This is a genomic window from Mucilaginibacter aureus, assembly GCF_053514885.1.
Genome location: NZ_CP170601.1, coordinates 4,878,669 through 4,898,915 on the forward strand (window position 1 = coordinate 4,878,669; position 20,247 = coordinate 4,898,915).

Below are 20,247 nucleotides of genomic sequence, written 5' to 3' on the forward strand. Positions count from 1 at the left end.
GAGGTCACTGAGCTTTTTAGTTGTTTATAAAATCTCTGTGTTCTTTGTGCTTATTCTCCGCGCTCTCTGTGGTTAAATCCAACTTTATAATTCACTCTTAAAACTGTGAGACGGAAATTAACTTTTTTGTCACGATATTCACGGCAACATTTTTTTCGTTTATAGTACCATGAAGTATAAACACCATCTTTTTATATCCCTCTTAACCATTTTATGTATTACTGATCTGTCGCTGCAGGCACAATCAAAGCGCGATTATACCAGGCTTGTAGACCCGTTTATCGGTACCGGCGGCCATGGCCATACTTATCCCGGCGCGGTGGTTCCTTTCGGGATGGTGCAGTTAAGTCCGGATACCCGCTTAACCGGTTGGGATGGCTGTTCAGGCTATCATTATACTGATACCATAGTTTATGGCTTTTCGCATACGCATTTAAGCGGTACCGGCATTGCCGACTATTGCGATGTACTGTTTATGCCCACAACCGGTGAGCCTGAGTTTAAAAAAGAAGATTACAGTTCGCCGTTTCAAAAGAAAAACGAGCAGGCATCGCCCGGGTATTATAAAACCCATCTGGAAAAATACAATGTTGATGTGGAGTTAACCGCAACCAAACGTGTGGGTGTGCACCGCTATAGTTTTCCAGGTGGTACAAAACAGGCTAATATCATTATCGATCTGCAATACCGCGACAGGGTGCTCGACTCGTGGATAGAAATGGTGAACGATCACGAGATCCGGGGTTTCCGCCGTTCAAAATCATGGGCGGATGACCAGTACGTTTATTTTTACGCCAGGTTTTCAAAACCGTTTAAAACGTACGGTATAGCCTTAAACGACGCTTTACAAAACGATCAGACCAGGATCGAGGGGAAAAACGTAAAGATGTACATCCAATTTGATAATCCCGGCGAGGTAATAGCCAAGGTGGGTATATCATCGGTAAGCGCCGACGGAGCATTGAACAACCTGGATAAAGAAGTGCCCGATTTTGATTTTAAAAAGGTGCAAAGGGCAGCTAAAGCCGATTGGAACAATGAACTGGCAAAAATTGATGTGCAGGGCGGAGCTTCGGAGCTTCCGCAAGTATCGAATAATGATCAGAACAGTAATTACGGCGGTGTCGGACAGTCGCGCGCTAACAGGCAGCCAAATATTGATTACGCAAAAGTTAAGCAGACTATTTTTTATACATCGCTTTACCACAGCATGTGCGCGCCAAACGTGTACAGCGATGTTGACGGACAATACCGCGGCCTGGATAAAAAAGTGCATAAAGCCGAGGGCTTTGACTATTATACAGTTTTTTCATTATGGGATACCTACCGTGCTGAAAACCCGCTGCAAACCATTATTAACCGCAAACGCACCACAGATTTTATTAAAAGCTTTTTAGCGATGTATGAGCAGGGCGGCCTGTTGCCCATATGGCCATTGGCATCAAGCGAGACTTACTGTATGGTAGGTAATCACTCCATCCCTGTTATTGTTGATGCTTACGCAAAGGGTATCCGTGATTTTAACGCAGAAGAAGCGCTTACCGCGATGAAGGCCGCAGTTAACCGCAATCAATATGGGTTAGACTCATATCGCGCAAACGGAGCGGTTTTGGCCGATAGAGAACACGAATCGGTATCAAAAACACTGGAATACGCTATTGACGACTGGTGCATTGCCCAGATGGCTAAAATGATGAACAAGCCGCAGGACTATGCTGACTTTATTAAACGCGCCCAATACTGGAAAAACCTGTACGACAACGAGACGGGCTTTATGAGGGCGAGGGTAAACGGCGGCTGGTTCGCGCCGTTTTTGCCTACCGATGTCAATAATAACTACACCGAAGGTAACTCGTGGCAATACTCATTTTTGGTACCGCAGGATGTTGACGGGCTGATAGATCACATGGGGGGTAAAGAAAAATTTGAAGCCAAACTGGAAGAATTGTTTACCACTACAGATAAACTAACCGGTCGTGCGCAATCGGATATTACGGGTTTAATTGGCCAGTACGCGCATGGTAACGAGCCAAGTCACCACATGGCTTACCTGTTTAATTTTACCGATGATCCGTATAAAACACAATTTTATGTGAACAAAATTATGCGCGAACAATACCATGCCACGCCAGATGGCTTAGCAGGTAACGAAGATTGCGGACAAATGAGCGCATGGTATATAATGAGCGCTTTAGGTTTTTACACCATAGCTCCGGGTGGGCCGGATTACCTGATCGGCTTACCGGGCTTTGATAAAATTACCATCAACCTGGAGAATGGAAAAAAATTCAACATCACAGGTTCGGGCTACTCGGCATCCAGCTTTTATTTGCAAGGCATGAACCTGAACAACAAGCCTTATAATAAACTGTATTTAACTTTTAACGACATTGCCAATGGTGGCGATTGGGAGGTATTTACCGGTCGCCTGCCCAACAAACTATTTATGCAGGAACTGGAGAAACCGGCATCACGCATCAGCGATGAACTGATCGTGCCAAACCCCTATGTAATTTATCCGGCGTCTACCTTTAAAGGGCAAACTACCGTATCATTCGGCTGTAATGAAAGTGACGTAAAGATCTATTATACGCTGGATGGTTCAACGCCTACTGCTTCTTCTACCCTGTTCGTTAAGCCATTTACCTTATCAGCAACCACAACCATCAAATGTATCGGGATCAAAAATGACAGATCGAGCTTTGTGGTTGAAGCTAAACTGACCAAACTGAATGATAACTTGAAGATCGGCTCGTTAAGTAAAGTTCATCCTAACTATACCGCCGGTAGCAACGATGCCCTGATAGACGGCCTTTACGGTACTACCAACTGGCGCGTTGGGCACTGGCAGGGTTTCCAGGGTAATGATCTGGAAGCGGTGCTCGACCTGGGTGCCGTTAAACCGGTAAAAAAGGTAAGCATCGAAACTTTACAGGATACAGGCGCATGGATCGTGTTCCCAAAATCGGTTGACTACTATACGTCTGACGATGGCAAGAACTTTATCAAAACCGCCACCGTGAATACTAAGATCGATATCAAAGACCTTGAAGTAAAAGTGCAGGCCTTTACCGCCGATTTGAACGCCAAAGCCCGGTACATTAAAGTAGTGGCCCACCAGTACGGCCCGTTGCCCGAATGGCATGAAAGTAAAGGCGAGCAGAGCTATATTTTTGCCGATGAGATAACGGTGGATTAGGCGTTTTGAATGATTATTAGTATATTTGAATATGGTGATTGAACGCACAAATAATGAAATTATCTTCCGTTTGCCGTCTGACATAGACACTTCGGGGTTTGAGCGTATAGTTAACTATCTTAAATATAAAGAAGCTATCAGGAATAGCGAAGCCACCGAAGAGCAGGCCAACGAGTTAGCTGACGAATCAAAAAAGAATTGGTGGGCAGAAAATAAACACCGCTTTATTAAGTGAACAAATAATTCTCTCCATTAACATTTCGGCAATACTTTTAGAAAATCATTTAAAATATACCGACAAATACCCACCTTTTACCAACGTTTAAGTCAGGATAATTATAAATTTGATAAAAAATTCAAACCTGTTAAATTCTACTTTTCACCTCTTAGCACGGCCGCTGCCTCCTGTAGCTTTTCCTTTTCAGCTTTGGGTAAAACGGGATAACTTAGCTTCAAACCCTCCAGGGTTTTGAGCATAATGGTTGAGATAGCTATCCGGGTAAACCATTTTTTATCGGCCGGGATAATATACCAGGGAGCTTTATCATCCGCAGTAGCGTTAATGGCTTTTTTATAGGCATCCATGTATTTGCCCCAATAATGCCTTTCGGCGATGTCGGTTGCAGAGAATTTCCAGTTCTTTTCACGGTCATCGATGCGTTTAAGAAAGCGGTCGCGCTGCTCACCTTTCGACACGTTTAAAAAGAATTTAATAATGACGGTGCCGTTGTTGCTGAGATGCTGTTCGAACGATCGGATGCTTTGATAGCGATCTTCCCAAAAGTCATGTCCAATATCGTTAACGTGCCCGATACCGGGAATGCGCTGCTCAACCACCAGTTCGGGATGCACCTTGCAAACCAGCACGTTTTCGTAATGCGAGCGGTTATGGATGCCGATGCGGCCGCGTTCGGGCAAAGCCTGGTAGTGGCGCCATAAAAAATCGTGATCCAGTTCTTCGGTGCTGGGCTGCTTAAAGCTGTAAACCTGGCAACCCTGCGGGTTTAGGCCGCTCATGGTATGGGCAATGGCACTGTCTTTACCTGCCGCATCCATCGCCTGGAAGATAATGAGCAGCGCGTGCTTATTTTCGGCATAAAGTTCTTGTTGCAGCAATCCTATTTTTGTTTTAAGATCAGCTAACAGGGTTTCGGCATCTTCCTTTTTGTAATCGCCGGTATCGTCCGTTGGATGATCCTTAAAATCGAAATGGCTACCCGAAGAAATTTTGAATTTTTTAACCAGACTTTCCATACTAAAAAATAGCTTTGTACAAGTTAACCCTAATATTCGTTAAACAAACCAATAATGTTAATATTTGTTGTGGAGCTATGAATTAGCCCCATAATTTTACATCTTTACCCAATGTTCAAACGTATAAAAAACCGTTTCCTACGTTACTTCGTTATTTTCGTCTATTTCCTTATCCTGTTCTTTTGTGCAATTGAGCTTAATTTTTTGTGGCTATTTGGCTATTCTCCTGATATGCAGGACATTAAAAGCCCAAGCCTTTCACTCTCGTCAGATATCTATTATTCGGATGGGAAACTGCTGGGAAAATTTTACAAAGAGAACCGTTCGCCTGTCGAATTTAAAAACATATCACCTAATCTCATCAACGCATTGATTGCTACCGAAGATCAGCGTTTTTACCAGCACGGCGGCGTCGACTTCTACTCGTTCTTTACCAGCATGCTTTCAACAGCCAAAGGCGGAAGACGTGGTGGCAGTACCATTACCCAGCAATTAGCCAAAAACCTTTTCGAAACACGTAAAAAGAAGTCGCAGGGTTTTATACGGCACATCCCTATTTTGCGAACCCTGGTTTTTAAATGTAAAGAGTGGATAACAGCCTATAAAATTGAGCATGTTTACAGCAAGCAGGAAATTTTAACGCTTTACCTCAATACGGTACCGTTTGGTAATAACTCGTTCGGTATCAAAACAGCATCACGCAAGTACTTTAACAAAGATCCGTTTGGCGTAAACACTGCAGAAGCTGCTACACTGATCGGTATGTTAAAGGCAACATCAACCTACAACCCGATCAAAAACCCCGAAAAATCGTTAGAGCGGCGCAATACTGTACTTAAGCAAATGAATAAGAACAACTATTTAACCAAGGCTGATCTTGATCTGTACAGCGCCAAACCGCTTAATCTCGACCTGAGTTATGTAGAAGATGAATCTCAGGGCGACTCGTACATCCGCCGGGCAGTTGAAAAATGGCTGGCCAAGTGGTGCACTGATAATGGTTATGATCTGTACGAGGATGGCCTGAAGATATATACCACTATTGATTCGCGGTTACAGCAATACGCCGAAGAAGCTGTTGCCGAAAAAATGAAAATGCTGCAAAATAGGTTTAATAACCTTTGGGGTAAAAAGAACCCCTGGCGCGACCCTGACGGCAATGAAATACCTGATTATGCCATGAAGGTAGCCGCCAAGCTGCCTGTCTTTAAAGCTTTGGACAAAAAATATAAAGGCAATATCGATTCGATACGCTGGTTTTTAAGTCGCCAGAAAAAAATGAAGGTATTTACCTGGCATGGCGACCGCGATACGACCTTCTCATCGCTCGACTCGATACAATATTATGCTCGTATGCTCAATACCGGTATGATGACCATTGAACCAACAAGCGGCAAGATCAAAGTATGGGTGGGTGGCATTGACCATAAATATTTTAATTACGACCACGTTAACCAGTCCAAACGCCAGGCGGGTTCAACCTTTAAGCCGTTCGCTTATGTTACTGCGCTTGATAATGGCTTTTCACCTTGTGATAAGTTTGTGGATCAGCCCGTATCCATCAAATTTAAGGATGGTGGCAAGGATGAGGTTTGGGAGCCAAAAAACGCTTCGTTCAGTTTTTCGTACCAGGAAATGTCGTTACGCTGGGCTATGGGTAAATCGGTTAACTCGATAACCGCGCAGCTTACCGAAAAAGTAGGTTGGGATAAAGTGGTTGAATATGCGCACAAATGTGGCATTGAAAGTCCGTTAAAATCCATACCATCAGTGTCTTTAGGCACCAACGATGTTTCGGTTTACGAAATGGTGCGTGCTTACAGTACATTCCTTAACAAAGGCAACAAGATAGATCCTATCCTGGTAACCAAAATAACCGATCAGGATGGCAATGTATTGCAGGAATTTAGCTTGAAAACCGAAAAAGTGCTAAGCGAAGAAACTGCATGGCTGATGCTGTATATGTTCCGCGGGGGCATGGAAGAACCGGGTGGTACTTCGCAGGCTTTATGGGAATACCCGGGCTTATGGAAGAAAAACGACAACCAGATTGGCGGTAAAACAGGCACTTCGTCAAAATACGTCGATGCCTGGTATATGGGCGTCACCAAGGACCTGGTAACAGGCGTTTGGGTGGGCGCGGATGACCGAAGTGTACACTTTACCACTACCGACAGTGGCGAGGGCTCGCACACGGCTTTACCTATCTTCGGGCGTTTTATGGAGAAGGTTTATGCCGATCCGAAATCGGGTTATGCACCCGGGCCGTTCCCTAAACCCTGGACCAAGATCACCAAGCAATATGATTGCCCGTCGCCGCACATTAAAACAGACACGCTATCGGCCGACAGTACTTTGCTTGATACTGCTCAGTTAAAACTAAATGAGCCGGACCCACAAAAAAATCCGGCTGAAAACGTTCCGCCGAACAAATAAATAGCGACTTTAACCGTTATGTAAAGGTTAATTTTGATTATATTAACGCCATATATGGCTCACAAATATCAATATATGAATAAACGATATTTACTTTCGCGATTCAATATAGCTGCTATTGCTTTCTTTATTTTTACTGCAGCCGCTCTTTTAACATCTACCAATGCCCAGGCCCAGTATTTTGGTCAAAATAAGGTACGTTATAAAAACCTCGACTTCCAGGTGTTTCGCACCCCGCATTTTGAGATCTATTATTACATCAAAAACGATAGCCTGATCAAACGATTTGCACAGGAGACCGAATTGTGGTATACCTTGCACCAGCAGGTTTTTCGTGATACTTTTAAGCGCCCCAACCCGATCATTATTTATGCGGATCATCCCGATTTTCAGCAGACTACGGCTATCGAGGGCGAGATTGGCGTTGGTACCGGCGGTGTTACCGAAGGCTTAAAAAACCGGATAGTAATGCCTTTTATGGAAAACAACCAGACTACCCGCCACGTGATCGGCCACGAAATGGTTCACGCTTTCCAGTATCACTCGCTGATGGACAACGATAGTACTAACTTTTCTGAAATTGGTAACATACCATTGTGGATGATAGAGGGTATGGCCGAGTATCTGTCGTTAGGTAAAAAAGATGCTTACACTGCGATGTGGATGCGCGATGCTTATTTGACCAAAGACATACCCACCATCCGCGATCTGACCGAGAGCGGCAAATACTTCCCTTACCGTTATGGCGAGGCATTCTGGTCGTTCATTGGGTCTACCTATGGCGATACCGTGATCGTACCCTTCTTTAAAAACACCGCGCGTTTCGGGTTAGATTACGGCATACGTAAAACGTTTGGTTATGATGAGAAAACCCTATCCAGTTTATGGAAAAACTCGATACAGGCGGCCTACAAACCCTTTTTAAAGGATACTGCCCAGGTACCTAACGGTAATAAAATTATTGATTATAAAAACTCGGGCGAAATGAATGTGGCGCCTGCCATTAGTCCGGACGGTAATTATGTAGCTTTCCTTTCGGAGAAGGACCTGTTTACGGTCGATCTTTACCTGGCAGATGCGCATACGGGCAAAATTTTACGAAAGTTAACCAGTAAGGTATCCAATACCCACATCGACGAATTTAACTTTATTGAGTCGGCGGGCGCATGGTCGCCGGATAGTAAGCGCTTTGCCTTTAGTGTGTTTAGCGGCGGGCGCAATAAGCTGGTTATTGTTAACGTAGCTAACGGGCACATCCTGGCTACTATCCCCATGGGCGAGGCCGAACAATTTAGCTACGTAACCTGGTCGCCCGATGGTAATAACGTGGTATTTAGCGGAATGTCTGAAGGGCAGAGCGACCTGTACATGTACAGTTTTGAAGATAAAGAGCTAACCCGGTTAACCGATGATAAATATTCGGATTATCAGCCAAGCTATTCGCACGATGGCAAATCACTGGTGTTCTCGTCGGATCGTACTACTTACGATAAATCATTGGCGCAAACTATTCCGTTTAACCTCGCGGTAATGGATCTGGCTACCAAAAAAATAACCGACATTACCATATTTAACGGCGCCAATAACCTTAACCCGCAGTTTTCGGCTGATGATAAGCAGATCTATTTCCTGTCAAACCGGGATGGCTTCAGAAATATGTACCGCTATACCTTAAGCGATGGCAAGGTTGAGCAAATGACAGACCTGTTTACCGGCATCAGTGGTATTACCGAGTTTTCGCCGGCGCTGAGTTTATCTTATAATAATGATGTTGTTTACTCATATTACAAAGCGCAGAAATATGCGCTGTACAACGCTCGCGTGTCCGATTTTAAGCCTAAAGTTGTCGATCCGCAGGGGTTAAATTTTGATGCGGCATTATTGCCACCTGCAAAGTCGGTAGGTGTCGACCTGATCAACTCCAATTTAAATAACTTCCTGGCTTATCAAAAACTCCCGATAGATTCGATCGAGAGTGAAAGATACCGCCCCCAGTTTAAACTGGATTACCTGGCCAGCAGTGGCGTAGGTATCGGCGCAAGCACACAATACGGTGCAAGTTTGGCAAGCGGTATACAAGGTGTATTTAGCGATATACTCGGTCAAAACCAGATTTTTGCAGGTGCAAATGTTAACGGCCAGGTTTATGATTTTGGTGCGCAGGTAGCTTATATCAGGCAAAAGGGCCGTTGGAACTTTGGTGTAGGTTTATCGCACATACCACAACAGTATGGCTTTTATAGTGAAGTTTTTATCCCTAATTATCCCCTAAACAATTCGCAAACCACCACCGCAATTCAGGAACGGCAGGATATTATCCGCAATTTTCAGGACGGGATCCAATTGTTCACTTCTTATCCGTTTTCAAAAGTACACCGGATAGAGTTTGGTACGGGAGCGGTTTACAACTACTTTAGAGTTGACCGGTACTATACCGACTTTGATTATACAACCGGCAGTTATTTAAACAGCGGCCATGTTAAGGTACCTAATAACGAGGAAACTCAGGATCTGGCGGCGCAAAGATATTTTACCAACCTAAATTCGTACGCCTTATACCAGTTAAGCGCAGCCTTTGTTGGCGATAACTCGTATTTTGCCATTACCTCTCCGCTAACCGGCTTTAGGTATCGTTTAGGTATTGAATACGATTTTGGCACCTATAAATTCTTTGCCCCTACTATTGATCTGCGTAAATACGTGCGTGTAGCCCCGGTAACTTTTGCAACAAGATTTTTTAGCTATGGCCGCATCGGCAACAGCAGCGGGTTATACCCCTTGTATGTAGGTTATCCATTCTACATTCGTGGGTACGAGCCTAACACCTTCTATAACAATAATGGTTCTACATCAACGCCAACATCTAATAATTTTACTATTGATGAACTGTCGGGTAACAGCATGGCAGTTTTTAATTTCGAAGTTCGTTTACCGTTTACCGGACCAGAAAAACTATCGCAGATCAAATCAAAGTTCTTCTTTTCGGACCTTAATTTGTTTTACGATGCCGGTTTAGCATGGAACGGCGGTGATAAAATTTCGATCTTTAAAACTAATCCCGATATCATTAATGGTAAATTGGAGCGTGTACCTGCAACCAGCGTTGGTCTGTCGCTACGGATAAATGTGTTTGGCGCGTTTATTTTAGAACCTTACTATGCGTTTCCGTTTAACCGTACCGATATCCGGAGACCTGTATTTGGCTTAAACTTTGCACCGGGTTGGTAATTACATAAAACTTATGAAAAAGATCATCATATTATTAGCTGTTGTAATGATAGCCTTTAATGCGAACGCTCAAACAGATTCTTCAAAAAAAACAGCGGCAAAACAACCTACGCCTAAAACACGTATGGTTGGCGATGGTATGATGAGTTCGGTTAACGACCTGGTGAAAAACTTATCTAAATCAAAAGATCATACCATATTTGCTGCCATGCTATCGGCATCCGGCTTAGCCGAAACACTAAAGAGCGGTACTTATACAGTGTTTGCCCCTACCGATAATGCCTTTAAAAAGCTGCCTGCGGGCACTATTGATTCGCTGATGAAACCGGCACATAGCGCCGACCTTACCCAACAGGTTAATAGCTATTTAGTAAAGGGTAAATTAAGTGCAAAAGATATTGCGAAACAAATTAAGGCTAACGGGCAAACCAGCATCACAACCGTAGCTGGTACTACGCTAATGGCAAAGATCAATCCTGATAGAAACATTGTTTTAACCGATGCCAATGGAAACCAGGCTACTGTTAGCCAGTTTGATATTGAACAAAGCAATGGTTTGCTTGATGTGATAACCGCTCCGTTGTCTTTCAAAACAAATTAGTATCATTAGTTTGTAAAACCCGGCTTACTCAAAAAACCGGCTTGTATTTTAATGCGTATTTAATTACAGTTGCCAATATGGGCAAACTATAACTAAACCAATTGAATATCAAATGAAAAAAGCATTAAACATTTTAGCGCTGACGTTATTTATCGCTTTTTGCGGATATACTGCTACTAACGCGCAAACCAAATCTGCCCAAAGGTCTAAAGCAAAAACTGCGGCCGAATGGAAAAAGATATTAACACCCAACCAGTATTACATTATGGTTGAACAAGGCACTGAGCCGCCTTATAAAAACGCGTATTTTGATATGCACGAAAAAGGTGTGTTTGTAAGTGCTGCTACAGGCGATGTATTATTTACATCGGACGACAAGTATGATAGCGGAACCGGTTGGCCAAGTTTTGTTAAACCGGCAAACCCCAATGTTATTGAAATAAGAAGAGATGCCGACGGCGAGCGCAGCGAGGTTATTGAGAAAAGTACAGGTTTACACCTGGGCCATGTTTTTGATGACGGCCCGGCCAACAGGGGCGGTAAAAGATATTGTATGAATTCGGGAGCATTAAAATTTGTTAAGAAATAACATACTTGCGCTGCTTAGCCATAGCAGGACGAATTGCCCGGCGTTGCTGTAACTGCTGGGCAGCATTAATTTCAAAACGCAAACCAATGGTCAGGTCTACCCAGTCGGGATTAACAGATCTGATCATTTTTTCTTTTTGAGCCCTGGTAAAGGTGCTTACAAATTTAAAGCGTTGCATGGCTTGTTCCTCGTTAGTAAATTCTTCAAAATATACCAGGCGGTTAAGCTGTTGTGCACTGTCAAAAAACAAGTTTGGCATTTGCGTGTAAAAGTCTAATGTCTTTAGCAAATCGGTGCACATGCCGGTATGTAAACAGTTGCGGTTACGGTCTGTAATGATATAAATGAAGCTGTTCATAATTTTTATTTGTTAAATGAAAAATAATTACTAATTTTATTGGCATAAAAATACTAACAATTTTAGTAAATCCAAATTTTATGTCAAATATTTCATCAAATATTAAATTCCTTAGAAAAAAGAAGGGATTAACACAGCAACAGTTTGCAGATCAGATAGATATAAAAAGATCACTGGTAGGTGCATACGAAGAAGAACGTGCTGAACCTAAGTACGATTTGCTAAAAAAGATAGCATTATTTTTCGATATTACTGTTGATGATTTTATAAATGAGGTGATTGATGACAAATGGGCGCCCAAACCAAAGGGCAACCCTGCAAACTTAAGGGTGTTAAGTATTTCTGTTGACAGGGATGATAACGAGAACATCGAATTGGTGCCGGTTAAAGCCAGCGCCGGTTATATGAATGGTTATGCCGATCCTGAATATGTAGCTAAACTACCAAAGTTTAGCCTGCCTATGTTTACCAATGGTACTTACCGGGCCTTCGAGATCAAAGGCGATTCGATGCTGCCATTACCATCCGGGTCTATTATTATAGCCGAATATGTAGAAAACTGGGCCGATGTAAAAAATGCCGAAACCTACGTTGTGGTAAGCAAAAATGATGGTGTGGTTTACAAACGCATTGGTAACAAATTTAAAGATCAAAAAAAGCTGAAGTTAGTCTCGGATAATCCGGTATATGAGCCATATGAAGTTGGCAGCGAAGACATACTTGAATTATGGAAAGCAAAAGCCTTTATATCAACACAGTTACCACAACCTGTTGCCGAACCTACCATGGAAAGCCTAACTGCTATGATGATGCAAATGCAGCGTTCTATATCAAAAATGGAGCAAAGCAACAATTAAGTTACGTATTTGATATTAAACTAAATGCCGTTATCTTTATCATATACAATAAAAAACTTAAAGAAAATGAAAAAACTATTGATGGTATGTTGCTTCGTGGTAAGCATAGTGTCTCTGAGCAAGGCTCAGGGTCGTCAAAGAATGACTCCGGCAGAACAGGCCAAAAATTTACAAACCCAGCTAACGCTAACCGACGATCAAACAGCTAAAGTTACTGCCATTTTTACAGCACAAGCTGCAAAAATGGATAGCATCAGAACTGCTGCAAATGGCGACAGGCAAGCGATGATGACTGCAATGATGCCGATGAGAAAAGCTACAACTGATAAAATCAAAGCAATTTTAACTACTGATGATCAGAAAAAAGCTTATGATAAAATTTTAGCAGATCAGGCTGCAAGAATGCAGAACCGTGGCGGCGGCGGTGGCGGCACTCCTCCTCCATCACAAAAATAATTTAAAAGAAAAAGCGGCCTTGAGCCGCTTTTCTTATTTTAGTGCAAAATTATTGCATTGACTAAAGCTGAGATCTATATTCAGAACAAACTTGAGGAAAGGAAGGCAAACGGAACTTACCGGTCGCTCAAACCTGAAAACGGCCTGATCGATTTTTATTCGAACGATTACCTGGGCTTCGCCAGATCGCCTGAAATCAAAGAAGATATAAGTCAATATCTGCACCAGCACACACATTTAAATGGATCTACAGGCTCGCGGTTGCTGAGCGGCAATACAGCCCTTTGTGAAGAACTTGAACACCACATAGCCACATTCCACAAGGCTCAGGCCGGATTGATCTTTAATTCGGGATATGATGCTAATGTAGGGCTATTCTCAAGCCTGCCGCAACGCGGCGATACTGTGATTACCGATGAGCTGATACACGCCAGTATTATTGACGGTGTAAGGTTAAGTCATGCTAACCGGTATACCTTTAAGCATAACAATCTCAATAACCTTGAGGATAAGCTAAAGCAGGCTAAAGGTAATTGTTATATCGCGGTAGAAAGCGTATACTCAATGGATGGAGATACCGCACCGGTTACCCAAATAATAGCTTTGGCTGATAAATACAATGCGCACGTAATTGTTGATGAAGCACATGCCGTGGGAGTATTTAACCGGGGATTAATAAACGAGCTTAATTTACAGGATAAAGTATTTGCTACGGTTGTTACTTTCGGCAAGGCATTGGGTGCGCATGGGGCTATTGTTTTAGGAAGTGAGTCGCTGCGCAATTACCTGATCAATTTCGCGCGATCATTTATATACACCACTGCAGCTTCGTTTGCGCAACTGGCGGGTATTAAGGTAGCTTACCGTTATTTAGCGCAATCGGTAAAACAACAGGAAATGCTGAAAAGCAATATCGAATTATTTAAAGCACATGTAACTATACCGGGCCTGGTTGAAAGCAACAGTGGTATCCAATGCATTGTTATCGGCGGAAACGAATTAACAGCTAATACTGCAGCCTTGATCCGTAATGCAGGCTTTGATGTAAGGCCGATTTTAAGCCCTACAGTAGCCCAGGGTACGGAGCGTTTGCGGTTATGCCTGCATGCCTTTAATACCGACACTGATATTACTAAGCTTACCAAGTTGTTAAATGAAAACATCCATGACTAAACGACCGCTATTTATTACCGGAATTGGTACCGGAATTGGTAAAACCATCGTATCGGCAATTTTAGTCGAAAAACTAAAAGCTGATTATTGGAAACCCATTCAATCCGGCGACCTCGAAAACAGCGACACCTTGTTGGTAAAAAGCCTGGTATCAAACCAGGTATCTAAATTTCATGCGGAAGCATACCGCTTAACCCAGCCATTTTCGCCACATAAATCAGCAGCGCTGGATGGTATTGAAATTGATCCGGCAAAAATCATCATCCCCGAAACGGACAACCAATTGATTATTGAAGGTGCGGGCGGTTTAATGGTACCGTTAAACGACCGTTTTCTAATGATCGACCTGATCAAACAACTCAATGCCGAGGTAATATTGGTTTCGCAAAATTATTTAGGCAGCATTAACCATACGCTGTTATCTATTGATGCGTTACGCTCAAGGGACATCCCAATTAAATGTATTTTATTTAACGGAGAGAGTGATGAATATACCGAGGCGGTAATTAAATCAATTACCCATATCAGCCAGGTAGCTTACGTACCTATCCTAAATTTGATAAACAAGGCTAATGTTTTAACGATGGCTAACTATATTGAATTATAATAATTAATCAACTTAGCGAGGTCTTCGTCATTTTTCAAATCTAATTTATTGGATTTAATATACGTCTCTAATTCGCTTTGCTTATTGCTCAATAAAGCCAGTACTGATTTTTTGTCCTTTTTTATCAAAGTAGCCACGCCTGATATAATAATGTAATAACTTTCTTTTTCAGTAAACTTTTGGGTTACTGTACCTAAATCAATTCCCGTAGTTTCTGTCACTGAACATCTGTGCTTTTTTAATAGCTGTACACTTCCTTCACTAAGTACCTGAAAAAAAGATCGTGCTGTATAGCCTGATATATTGGTAAAGCCGTTTTTAAAATCTTGTGAGTTAGAATTACCGCCTTCTATTTTAAACTCCCTTACCAAGTTTGAAAATGACTTTGTTTCTCCATTCGGGTCTTTAAAATACAACTCATCTTTGTATATGTTATATTTTAAAGACATATCCTTAAAAGTTCTGCCATCTGCAAGCATAACCAGGCCGGTTGCCCAATCATCATTTAAAAAAGGAGAACCCTCAATCCCAGAATGATCAGTTTCTTTTACAGAGACCCCATTCATGTACACCTGGTTTTGCCCTGGCTTACCCTGTGCAAACACAGCTTTATTATTTAATACAAAAGCAAAAAAAAGGAGGCAATAAACTAATTTTATTTTCATGATGATGCTTACCGAACGTGCGATTATTAGTTATGTTTACTTAAATATATTAAAAACATAATAAATTGAAGTAGTTTTAATTTATCAATTATTACTACCTCGGGTTTGTAAATAAAAAGGCCCCGAAAACCAGGGCCTTTTTATTGTTATATCAATCTCATATCATGGATAGCTTGGATTTTGCACCATGTTTTTGTTGGCATCAATTTCTCCTTGCGGGATGGGTTGAAGCCTTCTGAAATCGGTTGTCGAAACATTAGGATACGATGCATAAGCATGACCTTGCGCAGGGCGCGTGATTGGAAGATTTAACCTTGTAAAATCAAAGAACCGTAATCCTTCAAAGGCAAGTTCCTTGCGCCTTTCATTTAAAATATCAGTTATTAATTGTGCGCCTGTTGAACTGTAACCAATAAACGCCGGATCACGCAGTTTTGCTACCTGATTTAAATATAGTTGCGCGTTAGTATTATCGCTAAGATTTGCATAAGCCTCAGCAAGCGTTAAAATAACTTCTGCATAACGTATGATCTTTACTTCGTCCTTATCTGTATTAGAATAATTAGAATACTTATTAATGATATAAGCTTGTGCACCACCCCTGGTGCCATTTATCATTAATGATTTTCGGAAGTCTGTAGTACTATACGAATCGTAAAGGTTAGTAGTAGCCTGTATATCGCCATATCCTGCCTGAGAATACATAGCATCTAAACCAGTATTGCCTAAATTACTCGAAGCATTTTGATTCAATTCAAAAATAGTTTCAAGCTTGAGTGTAGTTGCTGTAGCGCTTGCCCAATATGCAGTAAAGGCACTTGAAGTTTGAGCTAATGTATAACCGCCGTTTTGAACTACCAGGAGCGCTGCATCGCGGGCACTAGCATAATCGCCTTTATACAAATACGCTCTTGATTCAATGGCCTTGGCAGCATATTTAGCAATAAAGTCTGAATTTGTTGCATGCAATGGAGTAGATGCGGTAGGCATAATAGCATAAGCACTATCTAAGTCACTTATAATTTTACTATAAACTGCCGTAACGGTTCCTCGGGATGGTTGAATATTAGCACCGGTAATATATTCGGGAACGGTAATCAACGGAACGCCCGGCGCATTTGGGTTAATGGTATAAGGTGTTGAATAAAAGTTAACCAATTCTAAATATATCAATCCACGTACTGCGTAAGCCTCACCCAGCAATTGATTTACATTATTGCTTGCCGGCAATTTCCGACCTTCGTAAATAATGCGGTTTGCCTGTAGTATTGAATAATAACCTTGTGTCCAAATATTGCTCGCTTCTGCCGAAGATGCAATAAATGTATAGTTATTTTCAGATAAATACCTGCCGGAATTCGTAAAATTAACGTAGGTATTGTCTGCTAATAAATCGCCTAACACAGGAATATCCCTGCCAAATAAGGTAGTTGCTTTCATTGAATTATACATCCCGTTAACAGCGTCAGCCAAATCGTTTTCGGTTTTAATAGCTTGGGTAACTGTTACTGCACTTGGCGGCACCTCATCAAGGAAGCTTTTTTTGCAGGAGGCCGTTATAGACGCAGCCGCAATTAGTATATATATTAATTTTTGCTTTTTCATGTTTTTATATTTTTTATAATCCAACATTTATACCCATTGTAAATGTTCTAACAGGAGGTATATCTAACGTAGAGAAACCAGTCACAGGCACTTCCGGATCAAATGGCAGGCGATTATCGTAAGTTTTTACATATAAGTTCGTAGCTCTTCCGTATACATACAATTTTGAGATACCAATTTTCTTTAAGATACCGATGTTTTTAAAATCATATCCCAAAGACACATTCTTTAAACGAATGAAATCGCCATAATATAAAAATCGTGTTGAAAAACTTGACGAGCTTGCAGAGCTACCACCACCGTAAACCAGCTTAGGAACATCCGTAACTTGTCCTGGCGTGGTCCACCTGTTAAGCCAGCTATATTGATATTTATTACCTGTTACTAACTGTGCACCATCTTGTAGATAAAGTGACCAGCTGTCGCTTATACGATTACCAAAACTACCATAAGCATCGGCAGATAAGGTGAATCCTTTATAGGTGAATGAACTTCCTAAACCGCCGGTAACCTTTGGATCGGCTTGAGCGTATGGCACTCTTGCTGCAGCAGTATAGGTAGTTGTTGTAGCTGTTTTTGTTGCATCAGTATACCATAAAGCATTACCATTAGCAGGATCAGCGCCTGCGTATAAACGTGTATAGTAAGTATAGTAGTCCATACCTTGTGCTAGCCAATAGCTACCATTTACAGCATCAGGGTTAGCCAGTCTGGTCATAGTATTGGCATTATGGGCCACATTAAAGTTTAATTTCCAGGTAAAATCTTTAGTTCTTACAGGTACGCCGGTTATACTAAGCTCAACTCCTTTATTTAACATTGCGCCAATATTTTGACTTTGTGTTGAAAAACCGGTTGTTCGTGAAAGGTTTACCGTTTGTATTAAACCATCAATGCTGTTATGATAGTAATCAAAACTTAATCCTAACCTGTCTTTAAAGAAGGCTATGTCAAGACCGATGTCTGTTTTTTTCGAAGATTCCCAGGTCAAATCAATGTTACCAATGGTATTAAAGTTTTGACCATTACTTAGATTATAATTCGAACCGTACCCAGCTGTAGGCCGCCAAGCGTAATTGGCCAAGCCATTCGCGTTACCTGTTTTACCATATGATGCTCTTAACTTTGCAGTAGTTATCAGGTGTTGTTTGGTAAAGAACGATTCCTGATCAATACTCCATGCCCCACCTATTGAATAAAAACTACCATAGATGTTGTTAGTACCGAAACGTGATGAACCTTCATTCCGGTAAGAGCCACTAAGAGAGTATTTGTTTTTGTAGTTAATAACTGCCCTGGAATAAAAAGCAGCAAATGTATAATTTGAAAATAGTTCTGATGCTGTTGCGGGAGCTGAAGCGACACCAACTGCAGTTAGTAATGGCTGAGTAGCAGGATAATTTGTTGCATAAGCCGTATTATAATAGTTAGTAGATCTTTGCGCCTCATAACCAATTGAAGCGTCTATATAGAAATCTTCTGTTGATGGAATGTTATAACGATAATCAAGCTGATTTCTAACTAACCAGTTAAAAAAGCGTGTATAGTTACTCGTTCCGCTACCATTCAATGACTTAGCATCACCCATGGTAGGATTCAGGAAAGTAGTTTCTTCCAGACTCTGAAAATCAACACTTGCATAACCAGTGTACTTCAATTGGTCCCAAATATTCCACTTAATGGTCTGATTACCCAAAACTCTTGTTTCACCAAGCAAACGAACGTCATTAGCGGCTATATACAATGGATTGGAGTTACCCGAAGTTGGGAAGTTAGCGTTGCCTGTTGTGCTCGAATTGATCGAACCATCAGCATTATAGGCCATCTGGAATGGGAGTAGAAAATATGCCGATGCTATAGCGCTGCTAAAATATGCACTTCCTTGCAAAGGTGTATTTTGTTGAATGTTAGAAACATTGATACCGGTTGATGTGGAAAATTCCTTATTGATGTTATGGTCAATATTAATTAAACCGGTAATTCTGCGTAAGTTGGATTTAAGTACTGTTGCATCTTGTTTAAAATACCCTACCGATGAAAATATTTTGGTCTTTTCATCACCGCCACTTAGGGAAACGTTAAATTGCTGTTGCTGACCGCGATGCGTAACCAACGGGTACCAATCATTACCTGCGCCATCCATATTATAGCTTGTTACCAGGCCGGCTATTTGAGACGCACTATATCCGCCATTATTGGTTAATGCTTCAATAAATGCAGCTTTATACTGCTCCGGACTAAGTGGTTTACCTGCATCAGGAATATTTGTATTGTTACTTATCCCAAACTCTGCATCAAAACGAACCTGAGTTTTTCCGCCCTTTCCTTTTTTAGTAGTAATAACAATTACGCCATTGGCGCCACGTGAACCGTAAATAGCGGTAGCGGCAGCATCCTTTAATACGGTAAAACTTTCGATATCATTATCGTTAATACCTGCCAAAGCATTGGCTGTTGATGCAGATCTTGACAAATCACCTGAGTTAACGATCATACCATCAATTACGTAAAGTGGGTTGGAGTTTAATGCTGTAGAGCCTAAACCCCTGATACGGATTTGTACGTTTGCACCAGGCTGACCACTGTTTGATGTAACTGCAACACCGGCAAATTCACCTTGTAATGCTTGCTGGAATGTAGAGAACGGTTTATTCTCGTTATCAGCACCACTTACGGTAGCAGTAGCACCCGTGTACGATTTTTTATTCTGTACACCATAAGTATCAGTAACCACTACTTCGACAAGAGCCCGCGCATCCATCGTAAGTTTAACATTAATGGTTGCACCATTGATAGCAACTAATTTAGTAGCAAAACCGATATAACTAAAGACTAGAGATTTTGCATTTTGCGGGACGGTGATAGAATATTCACCTAATGCATTGGTTTGAGTACCAAGGCTGCTGCCTTGAACTTTTACAGATACGCCAGGTATTGACATACCGTCATCCCCTGTTACTGTACCCGTGATTTTTCTACTTTGAGCAAATGCGCTGCCGAGCGCAAATAAACTTAAAAGCAGAAGAGAGAGTAAATTTTTCTTCATGTTTTATAAATTAAGGGTAAATAGAAATTGAATGGCAAATTAACATTATTGTATTATATTTTTTACAAATACTTCTAAAAAGAGCTCGCCAAATTGAAAATTATATAGATAATGACAAATTCATGACAGAATCACCCACCATATATGGTAATATAATATTTGGTTATAGGCTA

At 41.5% G+C, this 20,247-nt stretch carries 15 protein-coding genes; 10 read left to right on the forward strand and 5 right to left on the reverse strand.

Features of this window, described 5'->3' with window-relative positions:
* The first annotated feature begins 169 nt into the window (after positions 1 to 169).
* Together ACFGVR_RS20880 and ACFGVR_RS20885 are read left to right on the forward strand one after the other, a co-directional pair.
* Positions 170 to 3,199 (forward strand): GH92 family glycosyl hydrolase, encoded by a 3,030-nt coding sequence (locus tag ACFGVR_RS20880; RefSeq protein WP_448699473.1) that lies wholly within the window; start codon positions 170 to 172, stop codon positions 3,197 to 3,199.
* 31 nt (positions 3,200 to 3,230) lie between these two features.
* Positions 3,231 to 3,434: a hypothetical protein gene (locus tag ACFGVR_RS20885; RefSeq protein WP_448699475.1), complete on the forward strand. Its 204-nt coding sequence runs from the start codon at positions 3,231 to 3,233 to the stop codon at positions 3,432 to 3,434.
* A gap of 137 nt (positions 3,435 to 3,571) precedes the next feature.
* Here the strand turns inward: ACFGVR_RS20885 and ACFGVR_RS20890 are convergent, their stop codons facing one another.
* A complete protein-coding gene (locus ACFGVR_RS20890; RefSeq protein WP_448699476.1) occupies positions 3,572 to 4,453 on the reverse strand; it encodes a polyphosphate kinase 2 family protein in 882 nt (293 codons plus the stop codon).
* Between the two features lie 111 nt (positions 4,454 to 4,564).
* Here ACFGVR_RS20890 and ACFGVR_RS20895 point away from each other — a divergent pair, with 111 nt between their 5' ends.
* The 4 genes from ACFGVR_RS20895 to msrB all read left to right on the forward strand — a co-directional run bounded on the left by ACFGVR_RS20895 (position 4,565) and on the right by msrB (position 11,307).
* On the forward strand, positions 4,565 to 6,889 hold the full coding sequence (locus ACFGVR_RS20895; RefSeq protein ID WP_448699477.1) for a penicillin-binding protein 1A: 2,325 nt from the start codon (positions 4,565 to 4,567) through the stop codon (positions 6,887 to 6,889).
* Between the two features lie 75 nt (positions 6,890 to 6,964).
* Positions 6,965 to 10,117, forward strand: a complete 3,153-nt coding sequence (locus tag ACFGVR_RS20900; RefSeq protein ID WP_448699478.1) for a DPP IV N-terminal domain-containing protein — start codon at positions 6,965 to 6,967, stop codon at positions 10,115 to 10,117.
* 13 nt (positions 10,118 to 10,130) lie between these two features.
* Complete coding sequence (locus tag ACFGVR_RS20905) at positions 10,131 to 10,718, forward strand: fasciclin domain-containing protein (protein ID WP_448699479.1); 588 nt, start codon at positions 10,131 to 10,133, stop codon at positions 10,716 to 10,718.
* 112 nt (positions 10,719 to 10,830) lie between these two features.
* Positions 10,831 to 11,307 carry a peptide-methionine (R)-S-oxide reductase MsrB gene (msrB, locus tag ACFGVR_RS20910; RefSeq protein ID WP_448699480.1) on the forward strand — a complete coding sequence of 159 codons (477 nt, stop codon included), beginning with the start codon at positions 10,831 to 10,833 and terminating at the stop codon, positions 11,305 to 11,307.
* Here msrB and ACFGVR_RS20915 read toward each other — a convergent pair.
* A complete protein-coding gene (locus ACFGVR_RS20915) occupies positions 11,297 to 11,665 on the reverse strand; it encodes a GIY-YIG nuclease family protein (protein WP_448699481.1) in 369 nt (122 codons plus the stop codon). The two genes, msrB and ACFGVR_RS20915, sit on opposite strands and share 11 nt — an antisense overlap.
* An 80-nt stretch (positions 11,666 to 11,745) precedes the next feature.
* Between ACFGVR_RS20915 and ACFGVR_RS20920 the strand changes: the two genes are divergently transcribed.
* The 4 genes from ACFGVR_RS20920 to bioD are packed head-to-tail and all read left to right on the forward strand — an operon-like array spanning position 11,746 to position 14,758.
* Positions 11,746 to 12,522 carry an XRE family transcriptional regulator gene (locus tag ACFGVR_RS20920; protein ID WP_448699482.1) on the forward strand — a complete coding sequence of 259 codons (777 nt, stop codon included), beginning with the start codon at positions 11,746 to 11,748 and terminating at the stop codon, positions 12,520 to 12,522.
* 24 nt (positions 12,523 to 12,546) lie between these two features.
* Positions 12,547 to 12,978, forward strand: a complete 432-nt coding sequence (locus ACFGVR_RS20925; protein WP_448699483.1) for a hypothetical protein — start codon at positions 12,547 to 12,549, stop codon at positions 12,976 to 12,978.
* Between the two features lie 57 nt (positions 12,979 to 13,035).
* Positions 13,036 to 14,151 (forward strand): aminotransferase class I/II-fold pyridoxal phosphate-dependent enzyme, encoded by a 1,116-nt coding sequence (locus ACFGVR_RS20930; protein WP_448699484.1) that lies wholly within the window; start codon positions 13,036 to 13,038, stop codon positions 14,149 to 14,151.
* Complete coding sequence (gene bioD / locus ACFGVR_RS20935) at positions 14,132 to 14,758, forward strand: dethiobiotin synthase (RefSeq protein WP_448699486.1); 627 nt, start codon at positions 14,132 to 14,134, stop codon at positions 14,756 to 14,758. The genes ACFGVR_RS20930 and bioD overlap by 20 nt, the downstream gene beginning before the upstream one ends.
* Here bioD and ACFGVR_RS20940 read toward each other — a convergent pair.
* From ACFGVR_RS20940 to ACFGVR_RS20950, 3 genes are all read right to left on the reverse strand, one after another.
* Complete coding sequence (locus ACFGVR_RS20940) at positions 14,743 to 15,423, reverse strand: hypothetical protein (protein WP_448699487.1); 681 nt, start codon at positions 15,421 to 15,423, stop codon at positions 14,743 to 14,745. The genes bioD and ACFGVR_RS20940 overlap by 16 nt on opposite strands.
* Before the next feature lie 162 nt (positions 15,424 to 15,585).
* Positions 15,586 to 17,028, reverse strand: a complete 1,443-nt coding sequence (locus tag ACFGVR_RS20945) for a RagB/SusD family nutrient uptake outer membrane protein (RefSeq protein WP_448699488.1) — start codon at positions 17,026 to 17,028, stop codon at positions 15,586 to 15,588.
* Between the two features lie 13 nt (positions 17,029 to 17,041).
* Positions 17,042 to 20,074, reverse strand: coding sequence for a SusC/RagA family TonB-linked outer membrane protein (locus ACFGVR_RS20950; RefSeq protein WP_448699489.1), 3,033 nt, complete (start codon positions 20,072 to 20,074; stop codon positions 17,042 to 17,044).
* Positions 20,075 to 20,247 lie beyond the last annotated feature (173 nt).